This window comes from Paracoccus zhejiangensis (genome assembly GCF_002847445.1).
GTDB lineage: Bacteria > Pseudomonadota > Alphaproteobacteria > Rhodobacterales > Rhodobacteraceae > Paracoccus > Paracoccus zhejiangensis.
Window position 1 is genome coordinate 3,849,783 of the sequence record NZ_CP025430.1, and the last position, 23,178, is coordinate 3,872,960.

A 23,178-nucleotide genomic window follows, 5' to 3' on the forward strand; every position below is an offset into this window, starting at 1 on the left:
CACTTTCTGCACGGGCATCTGACGGCTAGTCTTTCAGGCATGAGAAAACCTGTCGTCCTGCGCGGCTACCAGTTCAGCGCCTATACCCGCATCGTGCGCATCGCGATGCACGAGAAAGGTATCTCCTTTCGGACAGAGGAGATCGATCCCTTTGCGTCCGGAATTTCTGAAGACTACCTGAGGCGGCATCCTTTCGGGCGCGTTCCGGTCTTGAGTCATGGCGCCTTCGACGTCTACGAAACCGCCGCAATCACCCGCTATATCGACGCCGCTTTCGAAGGTCCCAGGCTGATGCCGCTCGACAGCGCATCGGTCGCGCGTGTGGTGCAGGTGATTTCGATTGTGGATAGTTACGGCTATTATCCCATGGTTCGGCAAGTGTTCGCACATCGCGTCTTTCGTCCGGCCATTGGCGATGAGACGGATGAAGCCGAGATCGGGAAAGGTCTGGAAGCGTCGCTGCCGGTTCTGGGCGCATTAGACACGCTGGCATCAGAGGGGCATGTCTTGAACGGCCGGACACTCACGCTGGCTGATTGTCACCTTGCGCCGATGATGGCGTATTTCGTCCAAGCTGCCGAGGGACGAGCTGCACTGGCCGAGTATTCTGCACTTCATGACTGGTGGGCGAATGCGTCCGAGCGAAGAAGCACCAAAGAAACCGATCCCGGTCTACCGTCAGCCTGACAGCGTGATCCGGTGACAAGGACTATTGGACGACAGCGCTGCATCGGGCAGGCCGAACCCGGACCTGCCCTCCGCCGCCGGCACGGGCCCGACACCTCCCCTCACTCCTCCCCCACCCTCACATAAACCTCCCCACCCTCCCGAAACTTCGCGGCCATCGCCTCCATCCCCTGCTTCTGCGCCTCCGCCCGAATGTCATGCGATATCCGCATCGAGCAGAACTTGGGCCCGCACATCGAGCAGAAATGTGCGACCTTGTGGGCCTCTTTCGGCAGGGTCTGGTCGTGGAAGCTGCGGGCGGTGTCGGGGTCGAGCGACAGGTTGAACTGGTCCTCCCACCGGAATTCGAACCGGGCGCGGGACAGGGCGTCGTCGCGGCGCTGGGCGCCGGGCAGGCCCTTGGCGAGGTCGGCGGCATGGGCGGCGATCTTGTAGGTGATGACGCCGGTTTTCACATCGTCGCGGTCGGGCAGGCCCAGATGCTCCTTGGGGGTGACATAGCAGAGCATGGCGCAGCCGAACCAGCCGATCATGGCCGCGCCGATGCCGCTGGTGATGTGGTCATAACCCGGCGCGATATCGGTGGTCAGCGGCCCGAGCGTGTAGAATGGCGCCTCGTGGCAGCAGTCCAGCTGCTTCTCCATGTTCTCCTTGATCTTGTGCAGGGCGACATGGCCCGGCCCCTCGATCATCACCTGACAGTCTTTGGCCCATGCGATCTTGGTCAGCTCGCCCAGGGTTTCCAGCTCGGCAAACTGGGCCTCGTCATTGGCATCGGCGATCGAGCCGGGGCGCAAGCCGTCGCCAAGCGAGAAGGACACGTCATAGGCGCGGCAGATGTCGCAGATCTCGTCGAAATGCTCGTAGAGGAAGCTTTCACGGTGGTGGTGCAGGCACCATTTCGCCATGATCGAGCCGCCGCGCGAGACGATGCCGGTCACGCGGTTGACGGTCATCGGCACCATATGCAGCCGTAAGCCGGCATGGATGGTGAAATAGTCGACCCCCTGTTCCGCCTGCTCGATCAGCGTGTCGCGGAACACCTCCCATGTCAGGTCCTCGGCGATGCCGTTCACCTTTTCCAGCGCCTGATAGATTGGCACCGTGCCGATCGGAACCGGGCTGTTTGGGATGATCCACTCGCGGGTGTTGTGGATATTGCGCCCGGTCGAGAGGTCCATGACCGTATCGGCGCCCCAGCGGATTGCCCAGACCATCTTGTCGACCTCTTCCTCCATCGAGGAGGTGACGGCCGAGGTGCCCATATTGGCGTTGATCTTCACGAGGAAGTTGCGCCCGATGATCATCGGCTCGGATTCCGGGTGGTTGATATTGGCCGGGATGATGGCGCGTCCCGCCGCGATCTCGGCGCGGACAAATTCGGGGGTGACGTAATCGGGGATGCTGGCGCCCCAGTCCTGACCGTCGCGGGGGCAGGGGGCGGGGTCGCGCAGCTGGTTTTCACGGATGGCGACGAATTCCATCTCGGGGGTGATGATGCCGGCGCGGGCATAGGCCAGCTGGGTGACGGCCTTGCCGTCCATGGCGCGCAGCGCGCGCGGCCGGACCGGGAATTCCGGGGTCAGCCGGTCGCCGGTGACATGGCCGTTATCCTCGGGCTGGACCGCGCGGCCATGATAGGCCTCGACATCGCCGCGCGCCGCGATCCAGCTGTGGCGCAGGGGGGCGAGGCCGCGGGTGATGTCGGCGGTGATCGCCGGATCGGTATAGGGACCCGAGCTGTCATAGACCGGCAAAGGCGGCTCTCCGGCGGTGGGATGAACCGAGATCTCGCGCATCGGCACGCGCAGGTCCGGGTGCAGCAGGCCGGGGACGTGGATCTTGCGCGAGGCGGGCAGTTCGTCGGTGGTGATCTTCGGGGTAGGGATGTTCATGCGCGGTGCTCCTCAAGCCGTTTACTCAAAAGGACACCAATCGAGTTCGGCCTGGGAAACAGGGGCCTTGCGGCCCCCTGTCGGCAAGGCAGGTGGGCGGGTTTGCCGCCCCGGTCTCTGCTCGCCTAGCTTCCTACGCCAGTATCAACTGGGTCAGGTTCAAAGGGTCGCATCACCGGGCATTGCCCCGTCAGCCTCTCAGTCCCCTTAGGCGGGACTCCCCTGCGTGGGTTCTGCTTATAGGAGAGTAGGTTTGTTGGAAAGGCCTATCGCCGCCGCCGCACCGCCGCCTTCAGTTCCGAGAGCTTGTAGGCGCCGGTCAGGAAGGCGAGGGTGAAATAGATCGCCGCCCCGCCAAGGACCAGCACGGCCAGACCGGGGATGCGGGCTACGCCTGCGGCGTCGAGCCAGCCCTCGATGAACCAGAGCGCCAGCGCCATCAGCGCCGAGGCCAGCACGATCCGGGGGGCGGTGCGGCGCAGGCGGTCATCGGCGCGGGCGGCCTGACCCATGGACCTCGTGCCCCACCACAACTGCCCGACCATCACCCATGCGGCGATCGTGGTGCCAAGCGCGGCGGCCAGAAAGCCCATCGGCCCCATTAGCCCGAAGGCCACCGCGGCATTCACCACCATGGAATAGAGCGCATAGCGGAACGGGGTCTTGGTGTCCTCACGCGCGAAATAGAGCGGTTGCAGGATCTTCTGCAGCACGAAGGCTGGCAGGCCGAGGGCATAGACCACCAGCGCGCGGGCGGTCTGCACCGTATCCGCGGCGGTGAACTGGCCGCGCTCGAACAGCGTGGCGACCATCGGCACGGCGATGACGGCGATGGCGAAGGCGGCGGGCAGGGTGAGGAACAGGCCAAACTCGGTCGCGCGGCTATAGGCCGACTGGCCGCCGGCCTCGTCACCCGCGCGCAACCTGCGGGCAAGCTCGGGCAGCAGCACCACGGCCACGGCCGCGCCGACGACGCCGAGCGGCAGCTGGTAGAGCCGGTCGGAATAGGAGAGCCAGGCGATCGCGCCCTCGAATTGCGAGCCGACCTGACGGCCGATCAACAGGTTCAGCTGCACCACGCCGCCGGCGAAAGCGGCGGGCAGGGCCACGGCCAGCAGCCGGCGCATGTCGGGCGAGAGGCGCGGGCGGCGGGGCAGGAAGGTCCAGCCAGTGCGATGGGCATCCCACCAGACCAGCCCCAGCTGGGCAATGCCGGTCAAGGGCGTGGCCCAGGCCAGCGTCAGGCCCATGTCCCAACCGCGATAGCGCGCCAGACCCATCGCCGCGATGAAGAGAAGGTTCAACAGCACCGGGGCGGCGGCGGCGGCGGTGAAGCGGCCATTGGCGTTCAAGACCCCCGAGACCATCGAGGCCATCGAGATCAGCAGGATATAGGGGAAGGTGATGCGGCCATACTCGACCGCCAGCGCAAACCGCTCGTCGCCCGCAAAGCCCGAGGCCATCAGCCAGACCAGTCCCGGCATGAAGATCATCGCCACGGCCGAGATCGCCAGCACCACCATGAACAGGCCGGAAAACGCTTCCGAGGCAAAACGCTGCGCCTCGGTCCGGTCCTCGAGCTTCTTGGCGAACATCGGTACGAAGGCGGTGTTGAAGGCGCCTTCCGCGAAGAAGCGGCGGAACATGTTGGGCAGCGACAGCGCGATCAGGAAGGCTTCGGCCACCGGCCCGGTCCCGAGCCAGGCCGCCATCAGGATGTCGCGGATGAAACCCGACACCCGCGATACCATCGTCCAGCTTCCCACCGAAAGGAAGCCGCGCACCAGTCCGGGTCTGCTCATGCTGTCGTGCCTGCCCTGTCCGCGCCTTGCTGGATCGCCGCGCGCAGTTTCTTTTCCAGCGCGTCGCGCTTGGCGTCGCTGAAGAGTTTCATCCCGAACATGTCCTTGACATAGAAGCTGTCCACCACCTGCGCCCCGAAGGTGGCGATGACGGCGCTGGCGATCTGGATATGGTTTGCCGCCAAGGTCCGCGTCAGGTCATAGAGCAGCCCCGGCCGGTCGCGGGTATCGACCTCGATGATCGTATAGATATCGCTGCCCTCGTTGTCGAAGGTGATATGGGTCGGGAAGCGGAACTCGCGCTCGCGCTTCCTGATCTTGTCGCGGTCGGCAAAGGCGTCGCGGGCCACCACTTCGCCCTTCAGCGTGCGGTCGATCATCTTGCGCAGACGCGGCAGGCGATCCTCGGCATAGGGATGGCCGTCGGCATCCTGCACCCAGAAGACTGCGGTCGCAAAACCGTCCTTGGTGGTATAGGTGCGCGCGTCTACCACGTTCGCCCCCATCAGCGACAGCGCCCCGCAGAGCCGCGAGAAGATGCCAGGATGGTCGGCCAGAACGAAGGTGGCGCGGGTGGCGTCGCGGTCGGTATCGGGCTTCAGGTCGATGCGGATCTCTTCGCTGCCGATGCCGTCCAGCAGCCCGGCAAAGACCGCCTGTGTCTCGGTCGGCAGGCCCGGCCAATAGCTGTCGTAGTGCCGCGCGATCTCGGAGCGGATGGCCTTGGCGTCCCAGCCCTTGGCGACCAGAAGGTGGCGCAAGCTGCGCTTGGCCTCGTTCTGGCGCTTGTCGCGGTTGATCTCTTCCAGCCCGCCATCCAGCGCGGCGGCGGTTTCCTGATGCAGCTTGCGCAGCAGCATCGCCTTCCAATTGTTCCAGGTATTCGGGCCGACGCCGCGAATGTCGCAGACCGTCAGCACCAGAAGCAGGTCCAGCCGCTTTCGGGTCTTCACCGCCTTGGCGAAATCCCTCAGCGTGCGCGGGTCGGCAATGTCGCGCTTCTGCGCCACGTCCGACATCAGCAGGTGATTGCGCACCAGCCATTCGACCGTCTCGACCTCTTCGGCGGAAAAGCCGAGCCGGGCCACCACCCGCCGCGCCAGCCGCGCGCCAAGGATCGAGTGATCCTCGGGCCGGCCCTTGCCGATGTCATGGAGCAGCGTCGCCAGATAGAGCACCCGGCGGTTGATCCCCTCCTGCATGATCTCGTGGCTGAGCGGCAGATCATCGGGATGCTCGCCCCGCTCGATCTCGGCCAGGGCCGCGACGCATTGGATGGAATGCTCGTCCACGGTGTAGTGGTGATAGACGTTGAACTGCATCATCGCCACGATCGGCTCGAATTCGGGGATGAAGGCCGACAGGACGCCCAGTTCGTTCATCCGGCGCAGCGCGCGTTCCGGGTTGCCGTGCTTCAACAGCAGATCGACAAAGATCCGCGAGGCCTCGGGATCGCTGCGCATGGCATCGTCGATCAGGTCGAGGTTCGAGGTGACCAGCCGCATGGCGTCGGGATGGATCAGTAGGCCGGTGCGCAAAGCCTCTTCGAACAGACGCAGGATGTTCAGCGGCTGGCTGAGGAAGTCCTTGTCATCGGCGATGGCGAGGCGGCCCAGCTCCTCGGTAAAGCCCGGGCGCAGCTTGCGGCGGCGGCGGAAGAGGCGGCCGAGGAAGGGCGCCTTGCGGACGTGATGGGCCTCGAGCGCGGTCAGGAAGACCCGCGTGACCTCGCCCACATTGGTGGCGTGGCGGAAATAGTCCTGCATGAAATGCTCGACATCGCGGCGGCCTTGGCCGTCGCGATAGCCCATGCGGCGGGCGACCTCGACCTGCATGTCGAAGGTCAGCTGATCGACCGGACGCCCGGCGATCAGGTGGATATGGCAGCGCACGGCCCAGAGGAAATCCTCGGCCTGCCAGAAATTCAGGTGCTCCTCGCGGGTGAAGAAGCCGAGATCGACCAGTTCCACCGCGCGGTCGACGCGGTGGATATACTTGCCGATCCAGTAGAGCGTCTGCAGGTCGCGCAGCCCGCCCTTGCCCTCCTTGACGTTCGGTTCCAGTACATAGCGCTGGCCGCCCTGCCGCTCGTGCCGCGCCTCGCGTTCAGCGAGCTTCGCCTCGACGAATTCCGGCACGGTCTTGGAGAAGAGATCGGCCCAGAGCCGCTCGCGCAGATCCTCGGCCAGCGGCGCATGGCCGGTGACGAGACGGTGTTCCACCAGCGCGGTGCGGATGGTCATGTCGCCGGCGCCAAGGCGCAGGCAGTCATCGACGCTGCGGATCGAATGGCCGATCTTCAGCTTCATGTCCCAGAGCATGTAGAGCATGGATTCGACCACGCTTTCCGCCCAGCCTGTGACCTTGTAGGGGGTCAGGAACAAGAGGTCGATATCGCTTTGCGGCGCCATCTCGGCCCGGCCATAGCCGCCGACGGCCAGCACGGCCAGACGCTCGGATTCGGACGGGTTGGGCTGCGGGTGCAGACGGGTGGTGGCGACGTGGTGGATGGCAGTGACGATGCCATCGGTCAGGCTGGCAATGGCGCGCACGGTCTCGCGCGCGGCGCGGGGATGGCTTTCGAAACCGGTGACGATATCGGCCATGGCCGATTTCCGCGCCTCGCCGAGGATGCGCACGGCGGCCGAGCGGATCTCGCGCGGGGTGGTCAGCGGCGCCAGTTCGGCATCGAGCGTCGGCAAGAAGCTGTCAGGATCGAAAATGGCATGCGCCCCGGGCAAGGCCGGGGCGCTCTGGACGGGCAGGCCGCCCGTGCGTGAGGGTCGTCTGGTCGGCAAGATCAGGACCCGAAGCCACCGAAGCCGCGCGGTGCCGGATCGAGGATCACCAGCTGGTTGCCGCGGATCGTCGCCACCGCCAGCGCGCGCTGGTTGGTGCCGTCGGGGCGGAAGCGGAAGGCGCCGTTCACGCCCGAGAAGCCGGCGCGCTGCGTCAGGCCCGAGCTGGCCACCGCGTCGCGCTTGCCGGCGCGCAGGTTGGCGGCAATCGCGGCGACGCTGTCATAGGCGAGGCCGGCCAGTTCATGCGGCGCCTCGCCATAGGCGGCGCGGTACCGCGCCTCGAAGGCTGCCTTGCGAGTGGTGTCAGGGATCGCGAACCAGCCGCCCTGCAGCTGCGGCAGTTGCAGGCGCGAGGCCGGCTCGTCCCAACGGGTCAGGCCCATGAACTGGGTGACCTGGCTGGTGACGCCGGCGGCGGCCAGTTTCTCGGTCAGATAGGGTAGCACCGCCTGATTGTTGGCGGTCATGAAAATCGCGTCGATCTGGCCCGACTGCGCGGCCTGGGCGATCTGCGGGGTGACCCCGTCGATGCCGGTGATCGAGACCGGATGGGTGACCCGGCCCGCCAGCGTGGCGCCGTTCCGGGCGATGGCGGTCTCGATGGCGCGGGCGCCGACCTGGCCGGCCACGTCATCCTCGGCCACGGTCAGGACCCGGCGCTTGCCGTTCCGGACGCCGTAGCTGACCAGCCGGTCGGCGACATTGGCGAAGCTGTTGCCGATGATGAAGACATTGCCGCCGGCAATGTCGGCATTGTTCGAGAAGCTGATGACATTGATGTCGCGGCTCGCCATGGCATTGCCGACGGCATTGGCGGAATCGGCGAAAAGCGGGCCGAGAATGACCTTGGCCCCGGCATCGGCGGCCTCGGTGGCGCGGGCGACGGCGCGTCCGGCATCATCGCCGGAATCGTAGATCCTGAGGTCGATCTGCGCCCCCTGGGCATCGGCCGCGGCCATGCGCGCGGCGTTCTTCAGGCTGCGCGACAGCCATTCCAGGTCGGCGCTGCCGGTGCCTCCGGGGGCCAGCAGGGCGACGGCCACGGGTGCCTTGGGGTCGACCATCTGGCCGGTCTGGCTGCCCCCGGGTCCGGCCATGCCGATCGGCTGGCAGGCTGCAACCAGCAGTGCCGAGACGAGTGCAGCGGCGGTCATACGGGCCCGCATCAGGACCGACCGGGGCAGCGCGGGGCTGCGGCGATGAGCAAGGGCGAACATGATAAAATTCCCTGTTTGGTCCGGTTTTGTCTTATCGGCGGCAGCGTATTCACCTAAGCCGGGTTTGGCAATCACGGCGACGGGCGCAGCGACGGGCGCAGCGACGAACACGGGGGAACCGGCATGGCACGACAGGCAGGCCCGGAAATCAGAGGGTCGGGCGGCGACGAGGCCGCGCCGATCAGCGCCCGGATCGAGGCCCCGCGGCTCGAACCCGGACTTTACCTGGTGGCAACGCCGATCGGCGCGGCGCGCGACATCACGCTCCGCGCATTGGATATCCTGAACGCGGCGGAGATGCTGGCGGCCGAGGATACGCGGACCCTGCGGCACCTGATGGACATCCACGGCATCCCGCTGCGCGGACGGCGGATTGTCGCCTATCACGACCATAATGCCGACCGGCAGCGGCCAATGCTGATCGAGGCGCTGAAGGGCGGCGCCTCAGTCGCCTATACCTCGGACGCGGGCACGCCCATGGTCGCCGATCCGGGCTTCAAGCTCAGCCGCGATGCCGCCGAGGCCGGCGCGCGGCTCCATGCCGTGCCGGGCCCCTCGGCGGCGCTCGCGGCCCTGACCGTTGCCGGCCTGCCAAGCGACCGCTTCCTCTTCGCGGGCTTCCCGCCCAGTGCCGATGGCGCACGCGACAGCTGGCTGAGGCAATGGGCCTCGGTCGATGCGACGCTGCTCCTCTATGAAAGCCCGAGGCGCGTTAGGGAAACATTGGGAAAACTGTGCGAGATTGAACCGAATCGGATTATCGTGATCTGCAGGGAACTGACCAAGAAGTTCGAAGAGGTGATCCGGGGCACGGCGCAGGAACTGGCGGAACGTGTGCCGGAAGACGGGCTGAAGGGCGAGGTGGTTCTGGTGCTGGACCGACCGGCGCCTGTGGTGCTCGAGGACGGCGATATCCGCGAAGAATTGCGGCAGGCGATGACGCGCATGTCGGTCAAGGACGCCGCGCGCGATGTGGCGGCGCGGCTGGGGCTGCCGCGGCGGGATGTGTATCAACTGGCACTTGGACTGGCATCCGGGGCCGGGGAAGGGGACTGAATGGCTGGTCGGACCGGGATGCAAATTGGGAATGATGCCCGGCAGAGTCGCGGGCGGATCGCCTGCCTGTCCGGGCGGATGGCCGAGGATGGGGTGGCGCTGCACTATGAGGCGGCGGGCTGCGCGCTTCTGGAGCGCCGCTGGCGCGGGCCGGCGGGCGAGATCGACCTGATCTTTCGGGACAGCGAGGGGCTGATTTTCGTCGAGGTGAAGAAGTCCTCCAGCCATGATCTGGCGGCACAGCGGCTGGACCGACGGCAGATGGACAGGATCTGCCTGTCGGCGCTGGATTATGCGGGCCGGGTGGATGCCGGTCGACCTGTCGCCATGCGCTTCGATGCGGCGCTGGTCGACGAGATCGGTCGGATCGAGGTGATCGAGAATGCCTTCGGCATGAACTGATGGTCGACTATCGGGGATCGGCGCGGTTTGGGAAGGCTTGAATCCGGCCCCGGGCCTTGCGACAAGTGGCGCGCGCTGACCAAGGAGGCCCGGCATGTCGCTTTCCGTTGCCCTGCAGATGGACCCGATCGAGGCGGTGTCGATCGATGCCGACAGCACCTTCCGCATCGGGCTCGAGGCCGAGGCGCGCGGGCACCGGCTGTTTCAATACACTGTCGACCGGCTGGTCTTTGACGAGGGTCGTGTTCTGGCCACCGGGCGTCCCGTCACCCTGCGGCGTGAGAAGGGCAATCACGTCACCTTCGGCGACTGGGCCGAGGTCGATATGGCGGATTTCGACGTGGTCTGGCTGCGGCAGGATCCGCCCTTCGACATGGGCTATGTGACCTCGACCCATCTTCTGGACCGGATCCATCACGAGACGCTGGTGGTCAATGATCCCTTCTGGGTGCGCAACAGCCCCGAGAAGCTGATGGTGCTGGATTTTCCCGACCTGACCCCGCCCACCATGATCGCCCGTGACGTGGCCGCCATCCGGCGCTTCCGGGCGCGACATGGCGACATCATCGTCAAGCCGCTTTATGGCAATGGCGGTGCGGGCGTGTTCCATCTGCGGCCCGAGGATCCGAACCTCTCGTCGCTGCTGGAGACCTTTGCCGGGATCAATCGCGAGCCGATGATCGCGCAGAAGTATCTGCCGGCGGTGGTCAAGGGTGACAAGCGGATCATCCTCGTCGATGGCGAGCCGGTGGGCGCGATCAACCGGGTGCCGGCGGCGGGCGAGGCGCGGTCGAACATGCATGTGGGTGGCCGGCCCGAGAAGGTCGGGCTGACCGAGCGTGAGCGCGAGATCTGCAATGTGATCGGCCCGGTCCTGCACGAAAAGGGGCTGATCTTCACCGGCATCGACGTGATCGATGGTTGGCTGACCGAGATCAATGTCACCTCACCCACCGGCATCCAGGAGCTGGAGCGGTTCGACGGGGTCAATGCCGCTGCGCTGATCTGGGAGGCCATCGAGGGGCGGCTGGCGGCGCGTTAGACCGGTGTTTCCGGCGTCGGCGCTGACATGAGCCGGCTGATCTCGGTGCCGGGCATGGCTTAGGCAGCATAGGTAAAGGTGCCCCGTGTCCTGACTTCCTCGGCCGCGCGCATCAGCGCGCCAAGCGCGGCGCGGGCGAAGGAGCCGCCGACGCTGATCCTGCGCACCCCGGCCTCGGACAGATCGTCCACGGAATGGCTGGGTCCGGAGAGGCATATGACCACATTCACCGGCCGGTCCACCGAGCGACAGACCGTGCGGATCGACTCGAGATCGGGCAGGCCCGGCGCATAGAGCACATCGGCGCCGGCCTCGGCAAAGGCCTGCAGGCGGCGGATGGTATCGGCGAGGTCGGACCGGCCGCGGAGGAAATTCTCGGCCCGAGCAGTCAGCAGGAAGGGTTGTCCCTGACTGGCCTCGGCAGCGGCGCGGATGCGGTCGACCGCGATGTCGAACTCGTGGATCGGTGCGGCGGGATCGCCGGTCGCATCCTCGATAGAGCCGCCGACAAGGCCGATCCCGGCGGCGAGCCGAATGGTCTCGGCGCAGGTTTCGGGATCCGTGCCAAACCCGTCCTCGAGATCCGCGCTGACCGGAAGATCGGTGGCGGCGACAATTTCGGATGCATTTTCCAGGATTTCGTCGCGGCTGAGGCTGGCCGCGGAATCGCGCTTGCCTTTGGCGAAGGCATAGCCGGCACTGGTCGTTGCCAGCGCCGCGAAGCCGAGACTGGCGAGCAGCCGGGCGGTGCCGGCATCCCAGGGGTTGGGGATGACGAAGGCGGCCTCGCCTTCGTGCAGCGCCTTGAACTGCTGGAATTTCCTAAGCTGGTCGGTCATGGCTTGACCCTTTCGCGCCCGGCGAGCCTAGCACAGAATTGCGAGGGGCGGGTCAGCCACCGGCGAGGAAGGGCAGGCGATAGCTGATCGCCTCTGCCAGATGGTTCACCCGCACGGCCTCGCTGGCGTCCAGGTCGGCGATGGTGCGGGCGGTGCGCAGGATGCGGTGATACCCGCGGGCCGAGAGGCCGAGGCGTTCCGAGGCTTTCAGGATTAGCGCCCGGCCCTCGGCATCAGGGGCCGCGATCTCGTCGAGAATCGCGCCCGAGGCCTCGGCATTCACCCTTGCGCTCGACCGGCCCTCGAAGCGGCGCGTCTGGACGCTGCGGGCGGCGGCGATGCGCAGGGCGATGGTGGCCGAAGTCTCGCCATCCGCCGGCAGATCGAGATCCAGGAAGCTGACCTGCGGCACCTCGATCCTGAGGTCGAAGCGATCCATCAGCGGACCGGAGATCTTGCCCATGTAGTCGGCGCCGCAGGCCGGAACGCGGGCGCAGGCGCGGGCCGGGTCGGCCAGGTGGCCGCAGCGGCAGGGATTGGCGGCGGCGATCAGCTGGAAGCGGCAGGGATAGCGGATATGGGCATTGGCGCGGGCCACCACCACCTCGCCGGTCTCGATCGGCTGGCGCAGGGTTTCCAGCACCGGGCGCGAGAATTCGGGAAACTCGTCCAGAAACAGCACGCCGTTATGGGCAAGGCTGATCTCGCCCGGCTTGGCGCTGCGGCCACCGCCGACGATGGCGGCCATCGAGGCGGTGTGATGGGGTTCGCGCATCGGGGCGTGGCGGGGGATGCCGCCATCCGTGAGGGTACCGGCCAGCGAATGGATCATCGAAGTTTCCAGCGCCTCGGCCGGGGTCAGCGGCGGCAAGAGGCCCGGCAGGCGGGCGGCCAGCATGGATTTGCCGGCGCCGGGCGGGCCGACCATCAAGAGGTGATGGCGGCCGGCGGCGGCGATCTCGATGGCGCGCTTGGCGCGTTCCTGGCCGCGCACCTCGGACATGCAGCGGTTCAGCGCCGGGGTGATGACGGTGCCGGGCCGGGCCGGGATCAGCGGGGTCCGGTCGGTCAGGTGGTCGACGGCTTCGCGCAGGGTCGAAGGCGCCAACACCGGGACCGTCTCGACCCATGCGGCCTCGGGACCGCAGGGGGCGGGGCAGATCAGGGCGCGATCCTCTTCGGCTGCGGCCATGGCGGCGGGCAGCGCGCCCGAGACGGCGACCAGCCGACCGTCGAGCGCCAGTTCGCCCAACGCGACGCAGCGGCCCAGCTCGTCATGGGGAATCACCTCGATCGCGGCCAGCACCGCCAGTGCGATCGGCAGGTCGAAATGCGAACCCTCTTTCGGCAGGTCGGCGGGCGAGAGGTTCACCGTGATCCGCCGGCTGGGTAGCGCCACCGACAGCGCGTCGAAGGCCGCCCGCACCCGTTCGCGCGCCTCGCTGACCGCCTTGTCGGGCAGGCCGACGATGGAAAAGCCGGGCAAGCCCGGCGAGACCGAGCATTGCACCTCGACCAGCCGGGCCTCGACCCCCTCGAAGGCGACCGAATAGGCGATCGCGACCATCTGCCCCCCACCTGCTTTGGGGAAACCCCTAGCCGGGCCGCGTTAAGATGCGGTTAACGGGTCCGCTTCCTTGCGCCAGAGGGGGCGGGCGTCTATCTGTCGGGCAGGCAAAAAGGGGGCCGGAATGGACGGAAAACGCATCCTGCTGATCATCGGCGGCGGCATCGCGGCCTACAAGATTCCGGCGCTGATCCGGCTGTTCAAGCGCGAGGGCGCGGCGGTGACGCCGGTGCTGACCCGCGCCGGCGCACAGTTCACGACGCCGATGACGGTCTCGGTTCTGGCCGGCGAGGCGGTGCATGAGGATCTGTTCGACATCTCGAACGAGGCCGAGATCGGCCATATCGCCCTGACCCGCAATGCCGATCTGGTCGTCGTTGCGCCGGCCACCGCCGACATGATGGCAAAGATGGCGAACGGGCTGGCGGATGACCTGGCTTCGACCCTGCTTCTGGCCTCGAACAAGAAGGTGCTGGTGGCGCCGGCGATGAATGTGCGTATGTGGCTGCATCCGGCGACGCAGCGCAATTTGGCGCAGTTGAAGGCCGATGGCATCCTGACCGTCGGGCCGGACCGGGGCGAGATGGCCTGTGGCGAGTTCGGCGCCGGCCGCATGTCCGAGCCAGAGGAAATTCTGGAGGCGGCGCGGGGTCTCTTGGGCGAGGCCCCGCGCAGCGCCGGGCTGTTGCGGCTGACGCCCGAGATCCGGGTCGCGACCGGCCCGCTGAGCGGCAAGCATGTCATTGTGACCTCGGGGCCGACCCACGAGCCGATCGACCCGGTGCGCTACATTGCCAACCGCTCGTCCGGGGCGCAGGGGACGGCGATTGCGGCGGCACTGAGGGATCTTGGCGCGCGGGTCAGTTTCGTGACCGGCCCGGCGACGGTGCCGCCGCCCGAGGGGGTCGATGTGATCGGCGTTGAGACAGCGCAGGCGATGCGCGATGCAGTGGCGGCGGCGCTGCCGGCGGATGCGGCGGTGATGGCGGCGGCGGTGGCTGACTGGCGGGTCGAGAATGCCAGCCAGTCGAAGATAAAGAAGGACGGCATGGGTAATTTCCCGGTGCTGAGCTTTGCCGAGAATCCCGATATTCTCGCCTGGGTCAGCCAGTTGACCGAGGGCCGGCCGCAGCTTGTCGTGGGCTTTGCCGCCGAGACCGATGACGTGGTTGCGCACGCGACCGCGAAGCGGCTGCGCAAGCAGGCCGACTGGATCGTCGCCAATGATGTCAGCCCGGCGACCGGGATCATGGGTGGCACGGAAAACGCCGTGACGGTGATCCGCGACGATGGCGCGACGGAATGGCCGCGCATGGCGAAGGATGCGGTGGCGCGGCGTCTGGCCGACGAGATCGCCAAGGCGCTGGCATGAGCCGGCACTACCTCGACTGGAACGCCACCACGCCGCTGCGCCCCGAGGTCAAGGCGGCGATGGTCGAGGCGATGGAGATCGCGGGTAACCCGTCATCGGTCCATAGCGAGGGGCGGGCGGCCAAGATGCTGCTGGAACGCTCGCGCGAGGCTTTGGCGACGGCTCTGGGGGCCGAAGGGGCGGATGTGATCTTCACCTCCGGCACGACCGAGGCGGCGGCGATGGTGCTGCCGGGGCGCGGGATCCACTGCGCGCCGGCCGAGCACAGCGCCATCAAGGTCTGGTGCGAGCAGGATCTGGCGGTGGATCAGGACGGCATCATCTCCGTGCCCGATCCGGGCCGCGCGACGCTGCAACTGGCGAATAACGAAACCGGGGTGATGCAGGATCTGCCGCAGGGGCTGGGCTCCAGCGACCTGACCCAGGCCTTCGGCAAGGTGCCTTTCGCCTTCAACTGGCTGGGCGTCACCGCCGGTTTCGTCAGCGCGCACAAGCTGGGCGGTCCCAAGGGCATCGGCGCATTGATCCTGAAGAAGGGCACCGAGATCGAGGCGCTGATTCGCGGCGGCGGGCAGGAACAGGGCCGTCGGGCCGGAACCGAGAACCTGATCGGCATTGCCGGCTTTGCCGCCGCCGCCACGGCGGCGCAGCGCGAGCTGGAGGATGGCACATGGGAGCGCGTGGCCGAGCTGCGCGACGGGCTGGAGGCGCGGATACTGGCGGCTTCCCCCGGCGCAATGATCGCCGGAAAAGGGGCGCGGCGCTTGCCCAACACCACCTGCGTTCTTACATCCGGTTGGAAGGGTGAAACGCAGGTCATGCAGATGGATCTGGCGGGCTTTGCCATTTCGGCGGGTTCGGCCTGTTCCTCGGGCAAGGTCCGGGCCAGCGGCGTCTTGCAGGCGATGGGTTATTCGGATAGCGACGCCGCCTCGGCCATCCGCGTTTCCCTTGGGCCCGCCACAACGGCGGATGAGGTGAATCGCTTTGCGAATGCGTGGGAATCAGCGTATTCGCGGTGGCGCGACAGACATGGCTGACCGGACAGGTTGCCAGAGGAAGGGCGAAAGATGAGCGAGACCGATCTTGAGGTGCGCGAGGGCGTCGACCGGGAAACCGTCGAGACCGTGCAGAACATGGGCAGCTATAAATATGGCTGGGACACCGAGATCGAGATGGAATACGCCCCCAAGGGCGTGAACGAGGATATCGTCCGTCTGATCTCGCAGAAGAATGAAGAACCGGAATGGATGACCGAGTGGCGGCTGCAGGCCTTCCGCCGCTGGCAGACCATGACCGAACCGAAATGGGCGATGCTGAACTATCCCGAGATCGATTATCAGGATATTCACTACTATGCCCGCCCGAAAAGCATGGAAGTGAAGCCGAAGTCGCTGGACGAGGTCGATCCCAAGCTGCTGGCGACTTATGAAAAGCTGGGCATCCCGCTGAAGGAACAGATGATCCTTGCAGGCGTCGAGGGTGCAGAGAATGCCCCCGCCGAGGGCCGCAAGGTCGCCGTGGATGCGGTCTTTGACTCTGTCAGCGTCGGCACCACCTTCAAGGACGAACTTGCCAAGGCCGGGGTCATCTTCTGCTCGATCTCCGAGGCGATCCGCGAGCATCCCGAACTGGTGAAGAAATACCTGGGTTCGGTCGTGCCGCAATCGGACAACTTCTTCGCCACGCTGAACTCGGCAGTCTTTTCCGACGGCTCCTTCGTCTATGTGCCGCCGAACACCCGCTGCCCGATGGAGCTGTCGACCTATTTCCGCATGAACGCGGAAAACACCGGCCAGTTCGAGCGCACGCTGATCATCGCCGACAAGGGCAGCTATGTCAGCTATCTGGAGGGTTGCACCGCGCCCAAGCGCGACACCGCGCAGCTGCACGCCGCCGTGGTCGAGATCGTCATTCTGGAAGATGCCGAGGTGAAATACTCGACCGTTCAGAACTGGTTCCCCGGCGACGAGGAAGGCAAGGGCGGCATCTACAACTTCGTCACCAAACGCGCCGATTGCCGCGAGGCCCGCGCGAAGGTGATGTGGACGCAGGTCGAGACCGGATCGGCGATCACCTGGAAATACCCCTCCTGCATCCTGCGCGGCGAGGAAAGCAGCGGCGAATTCTACTCGATCGCCATCGCCAATAACATGCAGCAGGCCGATACCGGCACCAAGATGATCCATTTGGGCAAGAATTCGCGCTCGCGGATCGTGTCCAAGGGCATCTCGGCGGGCAAGGCGCAGAACACCTATCGCGGTCTGGTGTCGATGCACCCCAAGGCCACGAACAGCCGCAACTATACCCAGTGCGACAGCCTGCTGATCGGCGACAAATGCGGTGCGCATACCGTGCCCTATATCGAGGTGAAGAACACCTCGAGCCGGGTAGAGCACGAGGCGACCACCTCGAAGGTCGATGATGACCAGCTGTTCTACTGCCGCTCGCGCGGGATGGACGAGGAAGAGGCGGTGGCGGTGATCGTCAACGGCTTCGTCCGCGAGGTGCTGCAGGCGCTGCCGATGGAGTTCGCCATGGAGGCGCAGAGCCTTGTGGCGATCAGCCTTGAGGGTTCGGTCGGATAAAAGATGCGCGCTGTCCGGTCGGACGGCGCAGGGAACAATGCGCAGGCGAGGGCCGCTGCGCCGAAGATGATGGGATGTAAGATGCTGAAAATCGACAATCTGCACGTGAAGCTGGAAGACCATGACAAGCAGATCCTGAAGGGTCTGTCGCTGGAAGTTCCGGCCGGTCAGGTCCATGCGATCATGGGGCCGAACGGCTCGGGCAAGTCGACGCTCTCCTATGTGCTGTCGGGCCGCGATGGCTATGAAGTGACCGAGGGTGCGGCCAGCCTCGACGGGCAGGACCTCCTGGAAATGGAGCCCGAGGAACGTGCTGCTGCCGGCCTGTTCCTGGCCTTCCAGTATCCGGTCGAGATCCCGGGCGTTGGCAATATGACCTTCCTGCGCACGGCGGTGAACGCGCAGCGCAAGCGCCGTGGCGAAGAGGAAATGTCGGCGGGCGATTTCCTCAAGGTCGTGCGCGAGAAGGCCAAGGCGCTGAAGATCGACGCCGAGATGCTGAAGCGTCCGGTGAACGTGGGCTTCTCGGGCGGCGAGAAGAAGCGCAACGAGATCCTGCAGATGGCCATGCTGGAGCCGCGCATGTGCATCATGGACGAGACCGACTCGGGTCTTGATGTCGATGCGATGCGGCTGGTGGCAGACGGCGTGAACGCGCTGCGCTCGCCGGATCGCAGCTTCCTTGTCATCACCCATTACCAGCGTCTGCTGGACCATATCCAGCCCGACGTGGTGCACATCATGGCCGATGGCCGGATTATCCGCTCGGGCGGGCCGGAACTGGCGCTGGAAGTCGAGAAGAACGGCTATGGCGATCTCTTGACGGAGGCCGGTTGATGTCTGACGTCGCCGTCAAGGCCAAGGATGCCGCGCCGCCTGCCGGTGGTGCGAGCAAGACCGCCGATGCGCTGGCCGCGCGGCTGGATGTGCTGACCCTGCCCAAGGGCGGCTTTACCGCCGCCGCGCGCGCCGATGCGCTGGCCCGTCTGCAGGCGATGGGCCTGCCCGGCCCGCGCGACGAATACTGGCGCTATACCGATCCGCGCGCCTTCAACGCGCCCATTCCCGCACCGATCCCGATCGAGGACAAGGCACCGGATTCGCCGCTGTTCATCGATCTCGACGCGATCCGTCTGATCTTCGTCGATGGCGTATTCGACGCGGCAGAAAGCTCGGATCTTTCGGGCGAGGGGCTGGAAATCGACCTGCTGTCGCAGGCCGACCAGTCGGGTAGCCATTGGGCCGCCGATCTTTACGGCGTGCTGGAAACCGCCGGCCAGACTCCGGTCAAGCGGCCCTTCGCGGCGCTGAACACCTTGGCCGCTGCCGAGGGCGTGTTGATCCGCGTCACCGGCAAGCCGTCAAAGCCGGTCCATATCCTGCACCGCCGCGCCAGTGCCGAGGCCGATGTCACATGGCATCACGTCATCCGACTGGAAGAGGGGGCAGAGTTGACGCTGCTGGAAACCGGCATGGTCGGCGCGCGCAGCAATGGCATGATCGAGGCTGATCTGGCCAAGGGCGCCAAGCTGCACCACATCGCCGCCAAGCGGGCAGGGCATCAGAAGCTGGGCTTCTCGGCCACCTTCGCGCGGGTCGCCGCCGAGGCGCAATTCAAGAGCTTCAACCTTTCGGTCAACGGCACGCTGATGCGCCACGAGGGCGTGATCGAGTTCGTCGGCGACGACGCGGTGGCCCATATCGCCGCCGCCGTACTGGGCGACGGGGCCAAGGGCCCGTTCCACCACGACGACACGGTTTTCGTGACCCACGGGGCCGAACGCTGCGAAAGCCGGCAGGTCTTCAAGAAGGTGCTGAAGAACGGCGCCAAGGGCGTGTTCCAGGGCAAGATCCTGGTCAAGCCCGGCGCGCAGAAGACCGACGGCTACCAGATCAGCCAAGCGCTGCTTCTGGACGAGGACAGCCAGTTCCTCGCCAAGCCCGAGTTGGAAATCTATGCCGATGACGTGGTTTGCAGCCACGGCTCGACCACCGGCGCGCTGGACGAAACGGCGCTGTTCTATCTGCGCTCGCGCGGGGTTCCGAAGGAACGCGCCATCGTCCTCTTGGTGCTGTCCTTCCTGGCCGACGCCTTGGCCGAGGTCGAGGACGAGGACCTGCGCAGCCAGATCAATGGCCGGTTGGAAGCATGGCTGACGCGCCGCGCCAAGGTATAGGCCCCGCGCCGCGCGGCATCCTGCCGCGCGTGCTGCAAAGCTGGTGGGCCCCGCGCCGGGTGGTGCGGGGGATGGCCGATATGCCCGACCGGGCGCAACTGGTCGTGCTGATGGCGGCGATGCTGATCTTTCTACTGGCGCAGGCCCCCGGCCATGCACGGGCGGCGGCGCTGGATCCGTCGGTGCCGCTCGAGGCGCGGATGGGCGGGGCGCTGATGGCGGTGATGTTCCTGATGCCGCTGATCGCCTATGGCGTAGCGGCACTGGTGGGTGGGATGATGCGGCTGACGCGCTGGCGGATCGCGCCGAGCCATTCGCGGCTGGCGCTGTTCTGGGCGCTTCTGGCCGTCGCACCGGCGATGCTGCTGGCCGGACTGGTTGGCGGGATGATCGGGTCGGGGCCGGCGCTGTCGCTGGTGCAGACCGTGGCCGGGATCGGCTTTCTGATGATTTGGGGCGCGGGCATTGCCGCGCTGGCGGTGAAGGCATGAACGGGCTGGATTTTCGGGCATTGGTCGGGCTGACATTGCGCAGCCCCATGGCGGCAGGCCGCGAAGTGCTGGCCGCCGACCTGCCCATGGCGGCGCGTTGGGCCTCGGCCGTGCTGGTCGTCTCGCTGGCGGCGATCCTTGCCTGGGTCACGGCGGCGATGCTGCCGGCGGCACCCGAGGGCGAGCCCTCGCCCTTCGCCTGGTTCGGGCGCCAGCCGTTGTTGCTGGCCGGCTTCCAACTGGTCGCGCTGACGGTGACTGCCGGGCTGATGTCCGGGGTCGGGCGTCTGTTCGGTGGCGAGGGCCGGTTCGAGGATGCGCTGATCCTGACCGTCTGGCTCGAGGCGATCCTGCTGCTGGTGCAGGCGCTGCAGATCGTTCTGATGCCGTTTTCCTCGGATCTCGCAGCCATGCTGGGCATCGCCGCAGCGGGGATGTTCTTCTATCTGACCGTGCAATTCACCAAGCTGCTGCACGGCTTCCGTAGTGGCTGGAAGGTGCTTCTGGTGATGCTGGCAACGATGCTCGCGCTGGGTTTCGTGCTGTCCTTCATCGCCGCCGCCTTCGGCCTGATGCCCGAGGTGCAGCCATGAGCTTTGATCTTCAGACCATCCGCGCCGATTTCCCCATCCTGTCGCGGCAGGTGAACGGCAAGCCACTGGTCTACCTGGACAATGGCGCCAGCGCCCAGAAGCCCCGGCAGGTGATCGACGCCATCACCCGCGCCTATGAGGGCGAATATGCCAATGTCCATCGCGGGCTGCATTTCCTCTCGAACCTCGCCACCGACAATTACGAGCGGGTGCGGGCGATCATCGCCAAATTCCTGAACGCCCCGCGCGAGGACGAGATCATCTTCACCTCGGGCGCGACCGAGGCGATCAACCTGGTCAGCTATGGCTGGGCCGCGCCGAACCTGCAGGCGGGCGACGAGATCGTGCTGTCGGTGCTGGAACATCACGCCAATATTGTGCCCTGGAACTTCCTGCGCGAGCGGCAGGGCGTGGTGCTGAAATGGGTCGAGCCCGAGCCCGATGGCAGCCTGCCGCCGGAAAAGGTGCTGGCGGCGGTGGGGCCGAAGACCAAGCTGATCGCCGTTACCCACATGTCGAACGTGACCGGCACGGTGGTTGATGTGGCGGCGATCGCGCGCGGCACCGATGTACCCGTGCTGGTTGATGGCTCGCAGGCCTCGGTTCACATGCCGGTCGATCTCAAGACGCTTGGCGTCGATTTCTACTGCATCACCGGGCACAAGCTTTATGGTCCCTCGGGGTCGGGCGCGATCTGGATCGCGCGGGATCGCCAGAGCGAGATGCGCCCCTTCATGGGCGGTGGAGACATGATCAAGACGGTGACGCGCGATGCAGTCACCTATGCCGACCCGCCGCTGAAATTCGAGGCCGGCACACCCGGCATCGTCAACCAGATCGGTCTGGGCGCGGCGCTGGAATACCTGATGGATATCGGCATGGAGAACATCGCCGCCCATGAGAAGAAGCTGCGCGACCGCACCCGTGACAAGCTGCGCGCGCTGAACTGGCTGAACGTGCAGGGCGACGCGCCGGGCAAGGGCGCGATCTTCTCGATGACGATGGAGGGCGCGCATGCGCATGACATCTCGACCATCCTCGACAAGCGGGGGATCGCGGTGCGCGCGGGCAGCCATTGCGCCATGCCGCTGATGGACTTCTATGGCATCACCGCCAGCGCCCGCGCCAGCTTTGCCATGTACAACACCGAGGCCGAGGTGGATGCGCTGATCGATGGTCTGGGCTTCTGCCGGGAACTGTTCGGCTGAGGGCTGGACCCGCTGACCCCGCCCGATGCGCGGTCCGGCGCTCTCCCTCTCGTCGCTTTGACCGCATCGGAGGATCTTCCGCGCGCTTCGCCGGTCACCCGCGATTTTATTTCAAGCCTGAAACAATTTTCTTGACTCGGGCCGCCTGATCGGTGCGTGTTAGGGGCAATCGCCGAGTAACGGCGAAGGCCCCGCGAACGGGCGCCCCCAACAGGAAGGTTGACCTGCCATGACCCGCAAGATCCTCACGCTGCTTGCCGCCACCACCTGCCTTGCCGGCCCCGCCGCCGCGCAGGAGGATGACACGCTGAAGATCGGCGTGCTCTTGACCCTCTCCGGCCCCGCCGCCGTGCTGGGCGAGATGGCGCGGGACGGCTTTCAGCAGGCCGCCGACGAGATCGGCGAGATCGGCGGCATGAAGACCGAGATCATCATCGTCGATGACGAGCAAAAGCCGGATATCGCCGCCAACAAGGCGCGCGAACTCGTGGAACGCGACGGTGCCGATATCGTTGTCGGCCCGATCTTCTCGAACATTGCCGGTGCCATCGTGAAGCCGGTGACCGATGCCGGCGCGATCGTGATCAGCCCGAATGCCGGTCCGTCCAATCTGGCCGGGGCCGAGTGCAACAAGGCCTTCTTCTCGGTCTCCTACCAGAACGACCAGAACCACGAGGTGATGGGCGCCTATGCCAAGGAGCAAGGCTTCAAGAACGTCTTTCTGATCGCGCCGAACTATCAGGCCGGGCAGGACAGCCTGGCGGGCTTCAAGCACAGCTATGATGGTGGGTTGGCGGGCGAGGTCTTCACCCAGCTGGGGCAGCTCGATTTCTCGGCGGAACTGGCGCAGATCGCCGCCGCCCAGCCCGACGCGGTCTTTGCCTTCATGCCCGGCGGCATGGGGGTGAACCTCGTCAAGCAATACCGGCAGGCGGGGCTGGAGACGATCCCCTTCCTCTCGGCCTTCACCGTGGACGAATCGACCCTGCCGGCGCAGCAGGATGCTGCCGTCGGCTTCTTCTCGGGCACCAACTGGACCCCGGACCTGGACAACGAGGCCAACAAGGCCTTCGTCGAGGGTTTCGAGGCCAAATTCGGCAAGGTGCCGGCCAGCTATGCCGCGCATGGCTATGACGCGGCCAAGCTGATCGACGCGGCCGTTCGCGCGGCCGGCGGCACCGCCGACAAGGATGCGCTGATCGCGGCACTGGAGACCGCCGACTTCCCCTCGGTACGCGGTGATTTCGCCTTTGGCCCGAACCATTTCCCGGTGCAGGACTTCTACCTGGCCGAGGTTAAGAAGCGCGAGGATGGCCAGTTCGCCACCTCTGTCGTGAAGGCGATCTTCGATGACTACGCCGACACCTATGCATCCCAGTGCCAGATGAAGTGATCAGGGAGAGGCGGGGTGCGGGCGCAAGATCCGCACCCCAGCCATTTC

Annotated in this window: 19 protein-coding genes and 1 riboswitch; of the genes, 13 read left to right on the forward strand and 6 right to left on the reverse strand. The window is 66.2% G+C overall.

Annotated elements, in window-relative coordinates; translation table 11 throughout:
* Window positions 1-39 precede the first annotated feature (39 nt).
* Window positions 40-687, forward strand: coding sequence for a glutathione S-transferase family protein (locus CX676_RS18725; protein ID WP_101753921.1), 648 nt, complete (start codon window positions 40-42; stop codon window positions 685-687).
* 101 nt (window positions 688-788) lie between these two features.
* On the opposite strand, the gene thiC is transcribed toward CX676_RS18725, so the two are convergent.
* The 4 genes from thiC to CX676_RS18745 all read right to left on the reverse strand — a co-directional run bounded on the left by thiC (window position 789) and on the right by CX676_RS18745 (window position 8,351).
* On the reverse strand, window positions 789-2,582 hold the full coding sequence (gene thiC, locus CX676_RS18730; protein WP_101753922.1) for a phosphomethylpyrimidine synthase ThiC: 1,794 nt from the start codon (window positions 2,580-2,582) through the stop codon (window positions 789-791).
* Window positions 2,583-2,695: 113 nt separating this feature from the next.
* A riboswitch (TPP riboswitch) is annotated at window positions 2,696-2,816 on the reverse strand.
* Window positions 2,817-2,848: 32 nt separating this feature from the next.
* A complete protein-coding gene (gene murJ / locus CX676_RS18735; RefSeq protein WP_101753923.1) occupies window positions 2,849-4,384 on the reverse strand; it encodes a murein biosynthesis integral membrane protein MurJ in 1,536 nt (511 codons plus the stop codon).
* A complete protein-coding gene (locus CX676_RS18740; RefSeq protein ID WP_408634467.1) occupies window positions 4,381-7,182 on the reverse strand; it encodes a [protein-PII] uridylyltransferase in 2,802 nt (933 codons plus the stop codon). Before CX676_RS18740 ends, murJ begins: the two co-directional genes overlap by 4 nt.
* Window positions 7,183-7,184: 2 nt before the next feature.
* The gene (locus CX676_RS18745; protein WP_101754443.1) at window positions 7,185-8,351 is read right to left on the reverse strand and encodes a penicillin-binding protein activator; all 1,167 of its coding nucleotides are present in this window, start codon (window positions 8,349-8,351) and stop codon (window positions 7,185-7,187) included.
* 174 nt (window positions 8,352-8,525) lie between these two features.
* Between CX676_RS18745 and rsmI the strand changes: the two genes are divergently transcribed.
* From rsmI to gshB, 3 genes are all read left to right on the forward strand, one after another.
* Complete coding sequence (rsmI, locus tag CX676_RS18750) at window positions 8,526-9,458, forward strand: 16S rRNA (cytidine(1402)-2'-O)-methyltransferase (protein ID WP_101753924.1); 933 nt, start codon at window positions 8,526-8,528, stop codon at window positions 9,456-9,458.
* A gap of 18 nt (window positions 9,459-9,476) precedes the next feature.
* Window positions 9,477-9,860: a YraN family protein gene (locus tag CX676_RS18755; protein ID WP_101754444.1), complete on the forward strand. Its 384-nt coding sequence runs from the start codon at window positions 9,477-9,479 to the stop codon at window positions 9,858-9,860.
* A gap of 94 nt (window positions 9,861-9,954) precedes the next feature.
* Window positions 9,955-10,902, forward strand: coding sequence for a glutathione synthase (gene gshB / locus CX676_RS18760; RefSeq protein ID WP_101753925.1), 948 nt, complete (start codon window positions 9,955-9,957; stop codon window positions 10,900-10,902).
* A 59-nt stretch (window positions 10,903-10,961) separates the two neighbouring features.
* Here gshB and CX676_RS18765 read toward each other — a convergent pair whose 3' ends face one another.
* Together CX676_RS18765 and CX676_RS18770 are read right to left on the reverse strand one after the other, a co-directional pair.
* Window positions 10,962-11,741 (reverse strand): isocitrate lyase/PEP mutase family protein, encoded by a 780-nt coding sequence (locus CX676_RS18765; RefSeq protein WP_101753926.1) that lies wholly within the window; start codon window positions 11,739-11,741, stop codon window positions 10,962-10,964.
* A gap of 52 nt (window positions 11,742-11,793) precedes the next feature.
* Window positions 11,794-13,308: a YifB family Mg chelatase-like AAA ATPase gene (locus CX676_RS18770; protein ID WP_101753927.1), complete on the reverse strand. Its 1,515-nt coding sequence runs from the start codon at window positions 13,306-13,308 to the stop codon at window positions 11,794-11,796.
* Window positions 13,309-13,432: 124 nt separating this feature from the next.
* Between CX676_RS18770 and coaBC the strand changes: the two genes are divergently transcribed.
* The 9 genes from coaBC (at window position 13,433) to CX676_RS18815 (ending at window position 23,130) form a co-directional block, all read left to right on the forward strand.
* Window positions 13,433-14,680: a bifunctional phosphopantothenoylcysteine decarboxylase/phosphopantothenate--cysteine ligase CoaBC gene (coaBC, locus tag CX676_RS18775; protein WP_101753928.1), complete on the forward strand. Its 1,248-nt coding sequence runs from the start codon at window positions 13,433-13,435 to the stop codon at window positions 14,678-14,680.
* Window positions 14,677-15,720 (forward strand): cysteine desulfurase family protein, encoded by a 1,044-nt coding sequence (locus tag CX676_RS18780; protein ID WP_101753929.1) that lies wholly within the window; start codon window positions 14,677-14,679, stop codon window positions 15,718-15,720. The genes coaBC and CX676_RS18780 overlap by 4 nt, the downstream gene beginning before the upstream one ends.
* Before the next feature lie 30 nt (window positions 15,721-15,750).
* Window positions 15,751-17,268, forward strand: a complete 1,518-nt coding sequence (gene sufB / locus CX676_RS18785; RefSeq protein ID WP_101753930.1) for a Fe-S cluster assembly protein SufB — start codon at window positions 15,751-15,753, stop codon at window positions 17,266-17,268.
* An 81-nt stretch (window positions 17,269-17,349) separates the two neighbouring features.
* Window positions 17,350-18,105 (forward strand): Fe-S cluster assembly ATPase SufC, encoded by a 756-nt coding sequence (gene sufC / locus CX676_RS18790; RefSeq protein WP_101753931.1) that lies wholly within the window; start codon window positions 17,350-17,352, stop codon window positions 18,103-18,105.
* Window positions 18,105-19,445 carry a SufB/SufD family protein gene (locus CX676_RS18795; protein ID WP_101753932.1) on the forward strand — a complete coding sequence of 447 codons (1,341 nt, stop codon included), beginning with the start codon at window positions 18,105-18,107 and terminating at the stop codon, window positions 19,443-19,445. Before sufC ends, CX676_RS18795 begins: the two co-directional genes overlap by 1 nt.
* Complete coding sequence (locus CX676_RS18800; RefSeq protein WP_101754445.1) at window positions 19,418-19,936, forward strand: hypothetical protein; 519 nt, start codon at window positions 19,418-19,420, stop codon at window positions 19,934-19,936. Before CX676_RS18795 ends, CX676_RS18800 begins: the two co-directional genes overlap by 28 nt.
* On the forward strand, window positions 19,933-20,529 hold the full coding sequence (locus CX676_RS18805; RefSeq protein ID WP_101753933.1) for a YIP1 family protein: 597 nt from the start codon (window positions 19,933-19,935) through the stop codon (window positions 20,527-20,529). Before CX676_RS18800 ends, CX676_RS18805 begins: the two co-directional genes overlap by 4 nt.
* Window positions 20,526-21,737 carry a cysteine desulfurase gene (locus tag CX676_RS18810; RefSeq protein ID WP_101753934.1) on the forward strand — a complete coding sequence of 404 codons (1,212 nt, stop codon included), beginning with the start codon at window positions 20,526-20,528 and terminating at the stop codon, window positions 21,735-21,737. Before CX676_RS18805 ends, CX676_RS18810 begins: the two co-directional genes overlap by 4 nt.
* A 229-nt stretch (window positions 21,738-21,966) precedes the next feature.
* Window positions 21,967-23,130, forward strand: a complete 1,164-nt coding sequence (locus CX676_RS18815) for an ABC transporter substrate-binding protein (protein WP_101753935.1) — start codon at window positions 21,967-21,969, stop codon at window positions 23,128-23,130.
* Window positions 23,131-23,178 lie beyond the last annotated feature (48 nt).